The 16,584-nt window shown below is 35.6% G+C and carries 14 protein-coding genes and 2 tRNA genes; all 16 read right to left on the bottom strand.

The features are described 5' to 3' along the window. Nucleotides 1–168: 168 nt before the first annotated feature. Nucleotides 169–2,640, bottom strand: coding sequence for a stage II sporulation protein E (gene spoIIE / locus AC1DKZ_RS28650; protein ID WP_002091571.1), 2,472 nt, complete (start codon nucleotides 2,638–2,640; stop codon nucleotides 169–171). A 261-nt stretch (nucleotides 2,641–2,901) separates the two neighbouring features. Continuing rightward, nucleotides 2,902–2,973 (bottom strand) — tRNA-Glu (locus AC1DKZ_RS28645). A 13-nt stretch (nucleotides 2,974–2,986) separates the two neighbouring features. Next, nucleotides 2,987–3,060 (bottom strand) — tRNA-Met (locus tag AC1DKZ_RS28640). Between the two features lie 159 nt (nucleotides 3,061–3,219). Then, nucleotides 3,220–3,708 (bottom strand): S1 domain-containing RNA-binding protein, encoded by a 489-nt coding sequence (locus AC1DKZ_RS28635; protein WP_002063394.1) that lies wholly within the window; start codon nucleotides 3,706–3,708, stop codon nucleotides 3,220–3,222. Nucleotides 3,709–3,795: 87 nt separating this feature from the next. After that, a complete protein-coding gene (divIC, locus tag AC1DKZ_RS28630) occupies nucleotides 3,796–4,155 on the bottom strand; it encodes a cell division protein DivIC (RefSeq protein WP_002124547.1) in 360 nt (119 codons plus the stop codon). Continuing rightward, a complete protein-coding gene (gene yabQ, locus AC1DKZ_RS28625; protein WP_476997578.1) occupies nucleotides 4,152–4,805 on the bottom strand; it encodes a spore cortex biosynthesis protein YabQ in 654 nt (217 codons plus the stop codon). The genes divIC and yabQ overlap by 4 nt, the downstream gene beginning before the upstream one ends. Further along, nucleotides 4,802–5,110: a sporulation protein YabP gene (gene yabP, locus AC1DKZ_RS28620; protein WP_001059101.1), complete on the bottom strand. Its 309-nt coding sequence runs from the start codon at nucleotides 5,108–5,110 to the stop codon at nucleotides 4,802–4,804. Before yabP ends, yabQ begins: the two co-directional genes overlap by 4 nt. A 58-nt stretch (nucleotides 5,111–5,168) precedes the next feature. Next, on the bottom strand, nucleotides 5,169–5,444 hold the full coding sequence (locus tag AC1DKZ_RS28615) for an RNA-binding S4 domain-containing protein (protein ID WP_002009677.1): 276 nt from the start codon (nucleotides 5,442–5,444) through the stop codon (nucleotides 5,169–5,171). A gap of 14 nt (nucleotides 5,445–5,458) precedes the next feature. Continuing rightward, entirely contained in the window at nucleotides 5,459–6,919 is a 1,461-nt protein-coding gene (yabN, locus tag AC1DKZ_RS28610) for a bifunctional methyltransferase/pyrophosphohydrolase YabN (protein WP_476997577.1), read from the bottom strand. Nucleotides 6,920–6,931: 12 nt separating this feature from the next. After that, a complete protein-coding gene (locus AC1DKZ_RS28605) occupies nucleotides 6,932–8,533 on the bottom strand; it encodes a putative polysaccharide biosynthesis protein (protein ID WP_476997576.1) in 1,602 nt (533 codons plus the stop codon). A gap of 231 nt (nucleotides 8,534–8,764) precedes the next feature. After that, entirely contained in the window at nucleotides 8,765–9,301 is a 537-nt protein-coding gene (gene spoVT / locus AC1DKZ_RS28600) for a stage V sporulation protein T (protein ID WP_002009670.1), read from the bottom strand. Between the two features lie 135 nt (nucleotides 9,302–9,436). Beyond that, the gene (gene mfd, locus AC1DKZ_RS28595) at nucleotides 9,437–12,967 is read right to left on the bottom strand and encodes a transcription-repair coupling factor (protein ID WP_002009668.1); all 3,531 of its coding nucleotides are present in this window, start codon (nucleotides 12,965–12,967) and stop codon (nucleotides 9,437–9,439) included. A gap of 105 nt (nucleotides 12,968–13,072) precedes the next feature. Continuing rightward, a complete protein-coding gene (locus tag AC1DKZ_RS28590) occupies nucleotides 13,073–13,297 on the bottom strand; it encodes an anti-sigma-F factor Fin family protein (RefSeq protein WP_002091576.1) in 225 nt (74 codons plus the stop codon). Nucleotides 13,298–13,367: 70 nt separating this feature from the next. Next, entirely contained in the window at nucleotides 13,368–13,928 is a 561-nt protein-coding gene (gene pth, locus AC1DKZ_RS28585) for an aminoacyl-tRNA hydrolase (protein WP_087943057.1), read from the bottom strand. Nucleotides 13,929–14,000: 72 nt separating this feature from the next. After that, on the bottom strand, nucleotides 14,001–14,954 hold the full coding sequence (locus AC1DKZ_RS28580) for a ribose-phosphate diphosphokinase (protein WP_002091580.1): 954 nt from the start codon (nucleotides 14,952–14,954) through the stop codon (nucleotides 14,001–14,003). A gap of 18 nt (nucleotides 14,955–14,972) precedes the next feature. Beyond that, complete coding sequence (gene glmU, locus AC1DKZ_RS28575) at nucleotides 14,973–16,352, bottom strand: bifunctional UDP-N-acetylglucosamine diphosphorylase/glucosamine-1-phosphate N-acetyltransferase GlmU (RefSeq protein WP_476997575.1); 1,380 nt, start codon at nucleotides 16,350–16,352, stop codon at nucleotides 14,973–14,975. Nucleotides 16,353–16,584 lie beyond the last annotated feature (232 nt).

Raw genomic sequence — 16,584 nt, 5'->3', positions numbered from 1 at the left:
CATTAGTTACCTTGTATATAATGGTACAACTTTTACAAACATTGTGCAAAAAAAAGATGTACAAAATCCATATTTTTATCTTACATCCCTCCTGTATATTTAACAAAGTAATCACATTACCTTTTTAATCAAAAAAACCTAGGCATCTACCTAGGTTTTTTGATTATTTTATTGCGCCTGCATTCCTACTATTGGAATCGTAGCCCACTTCGGCATATTTTTCTTTACTTTCGCCACCACAATAGTCATATCATCATTTATATAACCATCACCAGAGCGAATTACTTCTTCCATAATAATATCAGCGATTTCCTGTGGGTCCTCTGTTTGTAGTTCTTTAATTTTACGTTTTATCCATAATTCGTGATTCTCCACATGTTGCGCTCCCTCAAAAATGCCGTCACTCATCATGATAAGAAGATCGCCCGTTTTTAATTGCTCACCAACCACATCAACTTCAACATCTTCAATGATTCCCATCGGCAAATTACTTGCCTCAATTTTCAAAATATTATTTCCGCGTTTAACAAAACTCGGCGTCGATCCAATCTTTAAAAACTTCGCACTCGCATCCCTTAAATCTACCATAGCCAAGTCAAGCGTTGTATACATCTCCTCTGTCGTCCTTAAAGAAAGAATCGAATTGATGGACTTAATCGCTATTTCTTCATCAATACCTGATTGAAGTATCTTTTGTAATAATTTTACCGTTTCCCTACTCTCCATATGAGCCCTTTGTCCATTTCCCATACCATCACTAATCGCAAGTGCATATTTACCAACGCTCAAATCCATCATCGCGTAGGAATCACCTGAAATAAACCCACCACCTTTTGCAGCTGTGGCCAATCCTGTATCAAGAGAATACGTCTTCGCTGAACCAAATGATATTAAACTGTGCCCATTTGGATATGAGGATTTCTCTTCATGCTTAACGACGATATTCTCTTTTAAAATATCTGAAAGCATTGGAGCAACCAACTTCTCACATTCCCCATGTTCATTAGATGCAGCCGGAATCAACATTTCAATATCAATACTTCCTCTATCTAAACAATAAATATCAACATGCTCCACTTCGACACCAAAATCACGAAACGCTTGTAAAATTTGCTCCTCCTGCGCTTGATGGTTCTCTCTTTCTCGTTGTATCTCCTTAGCGAAATCCTCCATCACTTTTGATACACCTAGTAATTGCTCCGCTACAATTCTACGATTTTCCTTCATTTGTTTTCTTAATTTCTGCCCCTCATAGAAGTGATCTAATTCACCCGCTACTAAATCCGTTACTTTCTTCCCTCTCACACAATGCTTGTCCCATTCACGAACTAACTTCCGATTATGCTGCAGCGTTCCTTCTTCTGTTTCACTCATTATTTGTTTCATATAATCGTATGTTTTATCAAAATTAACTACCCAACATTGATCCTTCTTAAAGCATGTTTGACATGTTTTTGCAGTAATTGTACTTAAAAATAAATCAGCTTCTGTTTCTTTATCTTCCTCCTCCACATACCCGTATACAGAAAAGCTATTAGACAAAGCAGCAAATACATTAGCAAATTGATTGATTTTGTTTGCTGTAACATCGCGCACTCTTCTTAAATATTGTTGTTGATCCTGTGAATGTTCCTGTGTACCCGGCATAAATTTAGCAATACGATCCATAACAAGCTTCGGTGTTAATAAGAAGAAAACAATCGCTACACCAGATTCAATTAAAGTTGTTACAATACTTGTTTGCTTGTCTACATATAATGTAATTAAGCTTGTACCAATTAATAAACCTAAACTAACTCCTATACGCTTCCCTTCTTTTAACAATCCCCCAAGCAATCCTGAAAAGGCAAGGAGACTAAGTTGAGACAAGCTCGCCACATTTGCTAAACTTAATATTAACCCAGTGACAACTCCTACGGTGGACCCTGTAGCTGCCCCTGCAATAAAGGCAAATACTAATACTAAATATCTAGTGAAAATATGTTGAATAGAAGCATCATAAACAAACCAATCCGTTGTGCCCGTTAAAACAGATGCTAGTAATATAATTAAACAAACAATTTCTTCTGTTTCTAACGCTTGTTGCTTCCCTTTCCTTTCCACTAAAAGCGGAACACTTTGTAAAAATATCATCGTTAATACGAAGCTAAGCCCCGCTTCGATCGTACTGACGAGCAGATCATACATGGTGACGGTTTGCTGTGCAAAATATACAACAACTAAATGTGCGGTTAATGCGGAGATAAATACTTGGAATGGTACAAGTCCAACAGTTTTACGTGTAAACCGACTAAAGAAGATATTATAAATAAAGAAGGTAAAGATAGATGCAAAAGTAAAAAATAAATTATCTATTGAAACTGAAAGTGCCCCCCCCATTAGGGCTAAGAACGCGAGCGGCATTTTATCTCGCTTCATAACATAAACAGCAGCAAAAAACGGCAATGCAAACGGTAAAATGTTTGTTAATATATATGCTCGTCCCAAAAGAAAACCAATAACAGCAATAATGAATCCCCATCTAAAGAAAACTTTTTCAAACTTCATTCGCAACTTACTCGTCCACTTTATTGTTCCAAGCTGACTTTCATTCATCGCCAATGCACTTGTATTCATAGTATTCCTTCCTGCTTTAGGCATATTTTTAACACCACCTGCATAGTTTAATTACTGTTATTATAAAAGATGATTATTGGTTTTTTTGTCAAAACAACAGTTTTGACTTTTATAATCGTTCGACTTTTTATTCGAAATAAATCTACATATATACATAGTATTTAATTTATTTAAAGTGAGTTGAAAGAATGTTCAGAAAATATAGGGTGATTTTGTAGAAGTATTGTACGTCTTAATTTATATTTAACAAAAAAAGACCATGCAAATTTGCATGATCTTTTTAGATGACCCGTACGGGATTCGAACCCGTGTTACCGCCGTGAAAGGGCGGTGTCTTAACCACTTGACCAACGGGCCGTTAAATTAAATATAGCGGCGGAGGGGATCGAACCCCCGACCTCACGGGTATGAACCGTACGCTCTAGCCAGCTGAGCTACACCGCCATGTCGTCGTATTTAACGGACAATTAGTATATTACATCAGATATATTTTAAAGTCAATACATCTCAAAAACTTTTTTAAAAATATATTCTCTCACATAAAAAAGTACCCGAGTAATTACTCTGGGTACCTCTCTATATGTTAAGAATTAAACGGACTTATTATCCGCGACGTGCGCCACGGCCACCACGTTTAGATTCTGTGTTACGCTTTAAAGAAGTTAAACGATCTTCACTATCTTTTAAAAAGCGTGCCATCTTTTGCTCAAATGTTTCTTTTGGAGCTCGTTCGTTACCGCCACCGCGGTTATCTCTGTTGGAAGAACGATTATTATTACGTTGTGGACGTCCAGAACGTTGTTGATCACCACCACGTTGGTATTCACCACGCGGACGATCTCCTTCTGTTTTTTCACGTTCTTTCGCTTTCTTAATAGATAGGCCAATTTTGCCATCTTTTTCAACATTGATAACTTTTACTTCTACTTGGTCGCCTACTTTTAAGTGATCGTTAATATCTTTCACATAATTATCAGCAACTTCACTAATATGAACAAGACCTGTTAAGCCTTCTGGCAGCTCCACAAAAGCCCCAAAATTTGTAATACCTGTTACTTTACCCTGTAACTTGCTGCCTACCTCGATTGACATAAAAAAAATGCTCCTCCTTAGTGGTTAAAAAGTCAAATTTTACTTTATTATATATAATCCTAAAATGTAGTGTCAATAAGACATACTCTACTTAGAAACAGGAAAAATTATCTCCCCTTTTCCGGAGAAGAAATAATCCCTTCTAGCAATCTTTAAAACGTACTCTTCATCATTCAACTTTTGAACTTCATCTTTTAGATTCTTTTCTTTTTTCGTTAATGAATCCAGTTCTTTTTTCATGTCCTTAACTTTTGCTTCTTTTGCTTTAATGGAACTGTTTTGTTGATAAAACGTCACACTAATACTAGCAATAATTGTAAAAGCAAAGACAAGAAAAACCGCTAAACGGCGATAAAGTCGCTTCCTGTTCTCATCCGTTTGTATTATATGTTCTTTAACAGGATTTGGACTCTGTTTTTCGATTGTTCTTTGTCTCAGTTCCCTCATTTCCGAGGTCCCCCTAACTTCTTTTTTATACGCACCCATAATTGGAAGATATGTCCCTTCAATTTTGCTACATATTGCAGGAACCCTACATGCTTCATTATAAAAAGTTTAACACGATTAGGGAGAAGTTTCCATATGAGCGAAACAATAAACCGAACAGGCGAGAAAAAAACTTTCCATATGAAAAGTAATATCCAAATCACCATTTTCCATAACACATGTCCAATTGAAAGCAGTATACGAAATAAGAATAATATAAATGCAATAAATAGCTGTGCTATAATAATAACAGGTTTTATCATGAGTAGCTGTATAATTCGAACAAAAAATTGTGTTGTTTGTACAAAAATATAGATGAGAAAATTTAACATCTTCATGTATAGTACTTTCAATAAGCTTTGATATGCTGCAAAACCACATAGTAACGCCAAAAATACATATATACGTAGTTCGGCTTCATTTACACGCAGTAATACATAAAAAACGAATAATGCTTGGACAATCCAAAATAGTATATCATGTATAAATACAAGCCAACGTTTACGCTCTTGGCGTTTTAAAAACCGTTGGTATGTATCTAAAGAAGCACCAATCCAAGCACCCATTCCAATCATCGAAAGCATTGTATACAACTGAATTGTTAGGCTCATTTAAACAGCTTACTAAAGAAGCCTTTAGTTTTCTCCCCTTGGTTCTCATCAATATACAGCATTTCATGAACTTTCCCTTTAATTGATACAACACCCTTTTCTACATCTAAATTCTTCATTTGCAAATTTTGACCACGAATTGTTAAAAAACCCATTACAGTCTCGAGTAAAAACTCTTCGCTATCAAAACTCTCTACTTGCTTTACACCAGTAATATCGATTACACGCCTGCCACGCATGATAATATCATGCTCTACAGAAACATTTTGTTGATTAGAAGACATAGGTGAGTAACCATTATTCACGAAAATCCCCCCATAGCTTTATACTAGCTAATAGTAATGTATGAAGGGCTAACCTATTTTAGAACAAGCCTTCTTCCGCTTTCACTTTTTCCTCACGAACAAGACTATACATGTTTGCTGCATCTTCTTTTTTAGTTGTTTCTTTCAATTCATTTACTTTCACAGTTACTATTTTTTGCCCGAAACGAATTGTTAATTCATCCTCTACCTTCACATCTGAACTCGCTTTTGCCACTTGGCCATTAATCGAAATTCTTCCTTGGTCAGACACTTCTTTTGCTAATGTTCTTCTTTTAATTAAACGTGATACTTTCAAAAATTTATCTAGACGCATATCAAATCCCCCTATTAACGCTCTGTTTGTTTTGCCTCTTCCCATAAAATATCTAACTGTTCTAATGATAAATCTTGCATTTCCTTATTCATTTCAGCTACTTTTGCTTCCATGTATAAAAAGCGAGCCATAAATTTCTCATTAGTTGAACGTAACGCTTCTTCTGGATCTAATTTATAATGACGAGCTATATTAACAAATGCAAATAGTAAATCACCAAATTCACCTAGCATCTTTTTCTCATCCATGTTTACAACTTCTTGTTGGAATTCTTGCCATTCTTCTAAGGCCTTCTCTATCATCGGCTGCACATCAACCCAATCAAATCCAACCTTTCCAGCTTTCTTCTGAATTTCATAAGCACGCATTAGTTGTGGCAAGCTTTTTGGAATACCCGCTAAAACAGATTCTTTCACGAATCCCTTTTCTTGTTTTTTAATTTCTTCCCAATTTGCAATCACTTCATCAGCATTATTTACATCCGTATCCCCAAACACATGCGGATGACGACGAACCATTTTCTCAGCTAAAGTCCGAATAATGTCATCTATAGAGAACCAACCTTCATCCTCTCCAATTTGGGCATGAAGCATAACTTGTAATAATATATCACCTAGTTCTTCTACTAAATGATCATCATCCTCTTCATCAATTGCTTCTAGCACTTCATACGCTTCTTCAATTAAGTATTTCTTTAAAGATTGATGAGTTTGCTTTTTATCCCATGGGCAACCATTCGGTCCACGAAGATCAGCAATAACTGCTCTAAGCACATCAAACTGCTGATATAAGGACGCACGTTCCTTAACCGGCGGTACATACACACTCGTTAAATTATTTAATTCTGTTTCGTGATCTAACATGTATAACGATACCTTTTTCACTTGCTCGAATGAAGTCCCTGCAGCTGTTACGATATACACTTCGTAATCATCTGGCAAAATCTCCATTAACGTTAGCTTCACATCTGAAGCAACGAATGCATCATACACTTGGCAAAAGATTAAATGTTGACGTAATTCTAATTGCCCTCTTTCAAATGATGTAGCATCAATTAATTGGAACCCTTCAATCGGATCAATTTTTAGACTTGCAAACATCGGATCAAGGAAACTTTGTCCACCTTCAATTCGCACTTCAATATTTGCTGCTTCTCCTTTTTCCAAAAGTAGCTGAACTGTTCTTTCTGCTACAAGCGGATGACCTGGAACAGCATAAATAATTTCTGCGCCTTTAGCTTGTTCTAGCAATGTATTCGCAATTGTTTCATATACGATTTCAAATGTATCATGTGCCTCATATACATTATCAAAGGCCGTATACTTTATAGCTTCTTTCTCCAATTCTTCTATAACTGGGTGTTCCTTCGTTCTAACAAACATATGGTCTGCTTCTTTTATCTTTCGATATACACCCATCGTTAACTGATCTAACTCACCAGCACCTAATCCTAAAATAGTAATGATTCCACTCACAACCAGTCACCTCTATCCACTCTTCTTCAATGAACCTTCTTTTTTCTCTTGTTTCATAACGGTTCCTAATTCTTCTTTTGTAAATACACGTAATTTTAAAATTAAAAACATATATGCTAATCCACCGATAGCTACACCTAACAGCGCTTCAAGCGTCGCAATTCCTCTATGTCCTGTATCAATTACTAATCCGGACATTCGCAACATACGCATAAAGATTATTAATACAAACCCCATACCGATACCACTAATAGCTACACCTAACATATTCCGCCTATCAATAAGCGGCTCCGATACAGCTCGCATAAGTAACACACTATTTAGCAAGGCAATTACAATAAGCGCAACTAAAGTTGCAATTGCAGCTCCCTTTACACCAAAATACGGCATTAATATATAGTTTAAAACTAACTTCAAACAACCTCCAAATACAACGAATATTGCTGGTTTTAATGTTTGTCCCACTCCTTGCAAAATGGAAGCAGTTGTAATTGACAATGAACTAAATAAAATAGATAAAGATAAAATCGATAACACATCTGATCCATCACTATTTTCAAACAACATAATATTTGTAGGTTGAATAATACAAGTTAATCCAATAGCAGCTGCAAATCCAATAACAAATGTTATTTTCATTGCTAACTTTACCTTTTCTTGAATAAATGAAAGATCTCCTCTTTCTTTCGCCGCTGTAATAATAGGAATAAGTGACAATGAGAAAGAAGTTGTCACAACAGTACCTAATTGCATAAGCGGGATACTTCTATCATAAACACCTTTTAGTACCTTTGCATTTTCAATTTGCTCTCCCGCACGAATAAGCAAAGTATACAAGGAAATAGAATCCGCCATTTGTATAAAAATAAGGACTAAATTACTAACACAAATCGCTAATCCCTGCCAAAAAAGGATTCGAACAACCCTTTTTTTATTTCCAATTCCCTTCCAACTTTTGAAGAAAATAGCATGGAAATCATGACGCATATAAAGTAAAAGTACGATAATCCCAATAAGCCCGCCTGCAATTGAACCTAGCATGGCACCCGCACCAACTGTATATAAATCAAATCCATGAGCAATAAGGAATAGTGATAAAAATACAATAATAGAAACACGAATCGTTTGTTCAATTACTTGCGAAACAGCCGTCGGCATCATATTATTGAAACCTTGAAAATATCCTCTCGCTACAGATAAAAATGGCATTAGTAGGAATGAAAACGAAATAACACGTAATAATTTATCTAAATGTATATCGCCCATAGCCGATGCAATTGTTTTGGCCCCAAAGAATAATGTGAAAAATCCTATAAAGCCAATTCCTAATAAAAACCAAAAAGATACACAAATAATTTCTTCTGCTTCTTTTTGTTTTCCTCGTTCTAATCTTTCTGCGACCATTTTTGAAATAATAATGGGAAACCCATAAGTAGCTAAAATCAAACAAAATCCATAAAACGGATAAATTTGTTGGTAAATATAAAAACCAACATCACCCGCTATATTTTGATATGGAATACGGTAAAAAGCGCTTAATACCTTCGTAACAAAACTTGCGATTGTTAATATAATAGCCCCACGCCAAAAGGCTTGGTACTTCTTCGCTTCCATACAAGAAAACTCCTTTTTCTATTCTCACCCCTCGTATTATATCACAAAGAAAAACTGGCTCTCCTTCATATTCCTTACATTCACTGACTTCTTTCAACAGCAAAAATATTCAATGAAAAAAGGTAGCAAAGCGCTACCTTCGTTCAATATACTTATATCTCCAAATAGTTAATTTCTCAAATAGAAATATCATAATTAGGAAAGATTGCTACTTATAGAAATTACACTTCGCTACTGCTCCATTTGTTTCGCTAAAAAGCTTGCAGCTGTATTTACTGATTTATGCTCTACTTCACTTATAATAGCCTCTTTAGAGAAGATAACGACAGCTCCGATTGGATCTCCATTTGCAATAATCGAGCCAATTGTATAAGAGCTCACTTTTTCTGTTACTCCATCAATAATTGAAATTTCGCTTTCATCTGTCATAATTACAGACTTACGCTCTTCCATTGTCTTCTCAATTAAATCGCCAACACTTTTATTTAAGTATTCTTTTTTAGATGCGCCTGCTACTGCGATAATAGAATCACGATCGCATACAAGCACATTATGTCCTAAGCTATCGTATAAAGCTTCCGTATATTCCTTTGCAAAATTACCTAGTTCACTAATTGGAGAATATTTTTTCAAAATCACTTCTCCATCGCGATCAACAAATATTTCTAGTGGATCTCCCTCACGAATACGTAAAGTTCTACGAATTTCCTTCGGAATTACTACCCTGCCTAAATCATCAATTCGACGTACGATTCCAGTTGCTTTCATTCTAATGCTGCCTCACTTTCTACTGATGATCAAAGTGGTGAATTTACCTGTTCATGTAAAAATCACCAACTATTAAACATAGTATTTTACACATTAGTTCTTCTATGCACGTCGAATTGTATTTTTTATCTTATATTAGGCATTTATTACTTCTTTTTTTACATCTGGCAAGCCTTTTAATAAATTTTCAGCAATTGTTAACCATTTCGACGTCTCTAATCCATTCGTTTTCATCACAATTTTCAATTGTGACCCCTCCATACCAAGACCGATCATACGGCCAAAACTACTTCCTAGCATGAATAATTTTCCACCATCTATATTTTGGCTCGCTTGTTCAGAAAACAGGAATGTTACTTCAAATTTATTTTGCTTAATTAACTCAATTTGTTCTTTCATTGCCAACACTTTAATGTTTGCAATTTGTAATAAATAACCAACTTCTTGTGGATAATCACCAAATCTGTCGATCATCTCTTCCTGCAACTCTTCAATATCTTCAATTGCAGAAATACCTCTAAATTGTTTATACATCATAATTTTTTGTTTACTATCTGAAATGTACGCATCCGGTAAATATGCATCTACTTCTAAATCAATTTCAACATTAACGGTATTTTCAACTCCGTCTGTTCCTCTACGTTGCTCAATTGCATCTTTTAACATTTGAGAATATAGATCAAATCCAACAGAATCAATAAATCCATGTTGTTCTGCCCCTAACAAATTACCCGCACCACGAATTGATAAGTCTCTCATCGCAATTTTGAAACCAGATCCAAGCTCTGTAAACTCTTTAATCGCTTGCAGACGCCTCTCTGCAACTTCCGATAACACTTTATCACGTTTGTATGCAAAGTATGCATACGCGACGCGATTAGAACGTCCAACACGACCACGAAGCTGATACAACTGTGATAATCCCATACGATCTGCATCAAATACAATTAATGTATTTACATTCGGAATATCTACACCCGTCTCAATAATTGTTGTACTTACAAGAACATCATGCTGCCCTTCTAAAAACGATAGCATAACAGACTCTAATTCACCTTCATTCATTTTCCCATGTGCGTATGTTACACGAGCATCTGGAACCAACATCGAAATTTCATCTGCTTTTCTTTCAATATCCTCCACACGGTTATATAGGAAGTAAATTTGACCGCCTCTTGCCAACTCTCGCTCTATCGCTTCTCGCATTAACGCCGGATTATACTCTACTACATATGTTTGTACTGGGAAACGATTCTCTGGTGGTGTCTCAATAACAGATAAATCGCGCACACCAAGCATAGACATATGAAGTGTACGTGGAATCGGAGTTGCCGTTAATGTTAACACGTCAACATTTGCTTTCAATTGTTTAATTTTTTCTTTATGTGTAACGCCGAATCTCTGTTCTTCATCAATAATAAGAAGTCCTAAATCTTTATAAGTAACATCTTTAGATAAAATACGATGCGTTCCGATTACAATATCCACCGTTCCATCTTTTAAACCTTTAATCGTTTCATTTTGTTGTTTTCGTGTGCGGAATCTACTTAGTAACCCTATATTAATCGGGTAATCTTGAAAACGCTCTCGAATTGTTTCATAGTGTTGTTGTGCAAGGATTGTTGTTGGTACTAAAATCGCAACTTGTTTTTCATCCATAATTGCTTTAAATGCCGCACGAATAGCTACTTCAGTCTTTCCATATCCTACGTCACCACAAAGAAGCCTATCCATCGGACGTCCGCGTTCCATATCTTTCTTAATCTCTTCAATAGAACGTAATTGATCCTCTGTCTCTTGATATGGGAATAAAGATTCAAACTCTTGTTGCTCTGCCGTATCTGGTGTATATGCATAACCTTTTGAGGCTTCACGCTCGGCATATAATTTAATTAGGTCATCTGCAATGTCTTGTACAGATTTTTCAACTTTCGTTTTGACCTTCTTCCAATCATTTCCGCCTAATTTATAAACTTTTGGTTCCTTACCTTCAGACCCTACGTATTTTTGCACTTGATCAATTTGTTCAATTGGAACGTATAACTTATCATTACCTTGATATTTAATATTTAAATAATCTTTATGAACACCATTAATCTCTAATGTCTCAATACCTAAAAATTTACCTATACCATGATTTACATGAACTACATGGTCTCCAACTTTTAATTCCGAATAACTTTTAATACGTTCAGCGTTAGATAACTTTTGCTTACGTTGTGATTTTTTAACCTTCTTATGAAAAAGCTCCTTTTCAGTAATGACAACAAACTTTTGCATCGGCATTTCAAAGCCTGCATGTAAATCACCTACAGCAATTTGTAACCTTCCAGGCAATAAGATATCTGTCGCCTCTACAATGTCTGCATCAATATCATAATCACTTAAAATATGTTGTAGTTTTTTTACACGTTCATCATCTGTTCCAAGCACAACGGTCGTAAAATTACCTTCATTCCATCTATCAATTTCAGTTTTTAACAAATGCATCTGTCCATGGAAATCTTGCATCGTTTTACATGTCACATTCACAATATTTTGAGGATGTGTGTGTGCTATATGGCGTAAGAATAACGTTAAATATACAAAACTTCTTTTTTTATTATGAAGAAACTCCTCAAACGAGTGGGAGAAAGATAAATCCTGAATAATTGTTCCTTCGCCAAGAAGTGAGATATACCATTCCGCTTCTTCTGTTTCAAGATGTGATGCTGTTTCTTGAATACGGGAAATCTCATCTAAAATCACAACACCATTTTCTGGTAAATAATCTATCAGACTAGCAGGTTCTTTATAGAAAATAGATAAATATTTAAACATTTGTTCTATACTTTGCCCGTTTTTCAACATTTCAAGTTCATGACTAACCGTCTCAAGCACAGTAGTCTTTAATTTATCATCGGAAAGCTTTTGCATCGTCTTAGTCAAACCTTCTTCAAGATGCTTAATTCCCGATTTCAATTCTTCCTGTGAAAATAAAAACTCTGTTGCCGGACCAAACCGAACACTTTCCCTTTTATCTTGAGAGCGCTGTTCTTCCACATCAAATAATCGAATAGAATCAACCTGTGTATCAAAGAATTCAATACGAAATGGTAATTCTTCAGTTAATGGGTAAATATCTAATATTCCCCCGCGTAGACTAAAATCTCCTGGAGCTTCTACCATCGACTTACGCTCATAACCAATATGATGTAAGGTATGCAAGAGTGCATCTAAATCAATCTCTTGCCCTAGATTGATTTCAATTTGCCTTTGCTTCCATAATTCTTTTATTGGTAAAAACCTACGCAGCCCTGCAACTGGCGCTACAATAATCCCATTCTCTCCTGCAGCTAAGCGATTTAACACTTCAATACGCTGTGCCTTCAATTCTGGACTTGCAACACCAACCTCCGATGCTATCAATTCATTTACCGGATATAGCCAAACATCTTTTTCACCAAGTAACGCCACTAAATCTTCATGTACTTTTTGTGCTTGGTATAAATTGTGCGTCACGATAAGTTGTGATTGCTTTGTCTTTTTATATAAAGCTGCCATTAATAATGAACGAGAGGATGTTGCCATACCCGATACAAGTTGTTCTTTCAACCCATCTTCTAGCCCATTAATAACCGATTGTATTTCTTCATTTTTATAAAATTGCTCTAATAAACCTATCATTTTCAAAACTCCTCTCAACATAAAGAGCAAGTTACTATATTTTATGCAAATATTTTGGAAAAAGAAAACAGAAAAATGCTTTGGACACGCCAAAGCGACAACATTTTATTGCAGAAATTTTTCATATTCATAATACTCAGGATAAGATGCGAGCGTTTCTTGACACGATTCACAAATCGTTTTTATATATATATTTCCATTCTCATGAAAATGAATCATATCCACTACTTCTTGCTCTGTTAGTTGAAACAAAACGTCGCTATATACTTTTTCTGCGATAATGGAGCCCACATTACTTCCACAATGTCTACAGTAATAATAACCTTCCATACTAGCCTCCTAAATATCCAATTGCTACTAGTATGGGATAAAACAAAATAAAATATTCCAGATTGTGCGCTTAACTATTAAAAGTATTCATGATTTGGAGAAAAGGTTTATTTAACCATTCCTCACATGCATCTGCTGCATTTTCAATGGATTGATTAACGCCAGATATTTCTTCAGATGTAAAACGTCCTAATACGTAATCCACTACTTTTATCCCATTTTTCGGACGATCGATTCCCATGCGGATACGTTGAAATTCTTGTGTTCCTAAATGTGAAATTGTTGACTTCACACCATTATGTCCACCCGCACTACCTTTCATGCGAAGGCGTAATTTACCTACAGGAATATCTAAATCATCGTACATAACAATGAAGTCCTCGACATCAATTTTATAATAATCCATGAGTGGACGGATACTTTCCCCAGATAAATTCATATATGTAAGTGGCTTTAGTAAGATTACTTTTTCCCCATTAACAAAACCTGCGCCAAATACCCCTTTAAACTTTTGTTCATTCAAAGAAATACTCCAACGTTTTGCAAGTTCATCGATTGCCATAAATCCAATATTATGCCTTGTTAATTCATATTCTCTACCTGGGTTCCCAAGTCCTACTATTAATTTCATTCTTGTACCACTACTTTCTTTTTTCGATACGAAAAGACGTAACCAAGCTTGGTTACGTCTCATTCTATCCAATTAATTGAATAATACACTTACAGATTCTTCTTCGTATACACGAATGATTGCTTCTCCGATTAATGGAGCAACTGAAAGTTCATGTACTTTATCAATTTTCTTCTCTTCTGGTAATACGATAGAGTTCGTTACAACTAACTCTTTAATATTCGAATTTTGAATACGCTCAATTGCTGGACCAGATAATACTGGGTGTGTACAGCAAGCATATACTTCAGAAGCACCGTTCTCAACAAGAGCGTTTGCCGCTAATGTAATTGTACCAGCTGTATCAATGATGTCATCAATTAAAATTGCTGTTTTGCCTTCGATGTTACCGATAATGTTCATTACCTCAGATACATTCGGACGAGGACGACGCTTATCAATAATAGCGATTGGCGCTTTTAGGCGATCCGCCATTTTTCTAGCACGCGTTACACCACCGTGATCAGGAGATACGATTACGATATCTTTAAGGCCTTTTGCTTCAAAGTAGTCTGAAAGAATCGGTACACCCATTAAGTGGTCGATCGGGATATCAAAGAATCCTTGAATTTGCGGAGCATGTAAATCTAGAGTGATTACACGAGTTGCACCTGCTGTTTCAAGCAAGTTTGCTACAAGTTTCGATGTAATTGGTTCACGAGAACGCGCTTTACGGTCTTGACGCGCATAACCATAGTAAGGAATAACAATATTAATTGTTTTTGCAGATGCACGTTTTAATGCATCAATCATAATAAGTAATTCCATGATATGTTCGTTTACTGGGAAGCTTGTAGATTGAATAATGAATACATCGCAACCACGGATACTTTCTTCAATGTTAATTTGAACTTCTCCATCACTAAAACGATCAACAGAACATTTTCCTAGTCCTACTCCAATATGCTTTGCGATTTGCTCAGCAAGTTCCTTATTAGAGTTTAAAGAGAATACTTTCAAATTAGAATTTAGATATTGAGTCGACATCTAGATTAACCCTCCACATTATGATTTTTTCTTATTCAGCAATTTATCAACATAGTCTTCTTTGTTAACTTGACGTGCACGTGCTACTGATAATGCTTTTGATGGAACATTCTCTGTTATTGTAGAGCCTGCTGCCACATAAGCACCATCTTCAACTGTTACAGGAGCAACAAGGTTTGAATTACATCCAATAAATACCCCGTTACCAATTACAGTTTTAAATTTATTCTTGCCGTCGTAGTTCACCGTAATTGAACCACAACCAAGATTCACGTCTTCTCCAACTTGTGCATCCCCGATATAACTTAAGTGTGAAGCTTTACTTCTATTACCAAAAACAGTTTTTTTGATTTCTACGAAGTTTCCAACGCGCACTTCATCTCCAATAACTGAATCTGGGCGAATATGTGCAAATGGACCAACTGATACTTCTGTACCAAGTTTGCTGTCATGTACAGTAGATTGACGAATTACCGTACGATCTCCAATTTCACTATCGCGAATTACTGTATGCGGTCCAATTTCACAATCAGAACCAATTACAGTGTTCCCCTCAATAACCGTTCCTGGGTGAAGGACTGTATCACTACCAATAATTGCATCCGCAGAAATGTATGTGTTACTTGGATCAATAATTGTAACACCATTTACCATGTTCTTTCTGTTGATACGATTTTTCATAATAATTTCCGCTTGCGATAGAGCGACTCTGTCGTTAACACCTAACGTTTCATCGAAGTGCTCTGTTTGATAAGCTGATACAATATGACCTTCATTTTTTAAAATTTCAATAACGTCCGGAAGGTAATATTCGCCCTGTACATTATCATTTGAAACTTTAGAAAGTGAAGCAAATAAAGCTTTATTATCAAAACAATACGTACCTGTATTGATTTCTTTAATAGCTAATTCTTTTTCATTCGCATCCTTATGCTCAACAATCTTTTCAACATGACCATTCTCATTACGAACGATACGGCCATATCCARCAGGCTCTTCTATGTACGCTGTTAGTACCGTCGCCATTGCTCCCGCTTCTTCGTGTTGCTGAAGTAATGCTTCCATCGTTTCAGCAGTTATTAGAGGTGTATCACCACAAATAACTAAAGTTGTTCCCTCTTCATTTGCAAGTACACTTGCAGCTTGATCGACAGCATGAGCTGTACCAAGTTGTTCTGCTTGTAATGCAAACTCACTTACGTTTCCTAGCTGTTCTTGTACCTTTTCAGCACCATGTCCAACGACTGTTACAAGTTTCTGCAATCCTAATTGAGATACTTCATTGACTACATGTTGTACCATTGGTTTTCCACATACAGGATGCAGCACTTTGTATAGCTTGGACTTCATACGTGTGCCTTTACCTGCAGCTAGAATCACTGCAAATCTGTTTGACATATAGACCCTCCATCGCAACCTATTTATCCATTAACGATATTATCCTAAATCATCATATATTTCAAGAAACACATTATAACTATTAAATTTTACCATAATTCTTATAAGATGTTTTACTCTTTAGTATCTTTTTTAAGGAATAAGCTATACTATTTTAAATAAAGATGAAAAAATTAGAAGTTTTTCATCTTTATTTTTTCAAAATATGAATTTTTATAATTAGAAACGTGTA

The sequence above is a fragment of the Bacillus sp. 05T21 genome (assembly GCF_056396785.1).
The sequence above is the reverse complement of the archived record's forward strand: the minus strand, read 5'-3'. Positions and strand labels throughout refer to the sequence as shown.

Excerpts from the sequence above, each read along its gene's own strand:
- AC1DKZ_RS28580 (WP_002091580.1), bottom strand. The coding sequence starts at position 14,954 with ATGTCGACTCAATATCTAAATTCTAATTTGAAAGTATTCTCTTTAAAC.
- divIC (WP_002124547.1), bottom strand. The coding sequence starts at position 4,155 with ATGAGGGAACTGAGACAAAGAACAATCGAAAAACAGAGTCCAAATCCT.
- AC1DKZ_RS28590 (WP_002091576.1), bottom strand. The coding sequence starts at position 13,297 with ATGGAAGGTTATTATTACTGTAGACATTGTGGAAGTAATGTGGGCTCC.
- spoVT (WP_002009670.1), bottom strand. The coding sequence starts at position 9,301 with ATGAAAGCAACTGGAATCGTACGTCGAATTGATGATTTAGGCAGGGTA.
- yabQ (WP_476997578.1), bottom strand. The coding sequence starts at position 4,805 with ATGAGCCTAACAATTCAGTTGTATACAATGCTTTCGATGATTGGAATG.
- spoIIE (WP_002091571.1), bottom strand. The coding sequence starts at position 2,640 with ATGCCTAAAGCAGGAAGGAATACTATGAATACAAGTGCATTGGCGATG.
- AC1DKZ_RS28635 (WP_002063394.1), bottom strand. The coding sequence starts at position 3,708 with ATGTCAATCGAGGTAGGCAGCAAGTTACAGGGTAAAGTAACAGGTATT.
- pth (WP_087943057.1), bottom strand. The coding sequence starts at position 13,928 with ATGAAATTAATAGTAGGACTTGGGAACCCAGGTAGAGAATATGAATTA.
- mfd (WP_002009668.1), bottom strand. The coding sequence starts at position 12,967 with ATGATAGGTTTATTAGAGCAATTTTATAAAAATGAAGAAATACAATCG.
- AC1DKZ_RS28605 (WP_476997576.1), bottom strand. The coding sequence starts at position 8,533 with ATGGAAGCGAAGAAGTACCAAGCCTTTTGGCGTGGGGCTATTATATTA.
- AC1DKZ_RS28615 (WP_002009677.1), bottom strand. The coding sequence starts at position 5,444 with ATGCGTCTAGATAAATTTTTGAAAGTATCACGTTTAATTAAAAGAAGA.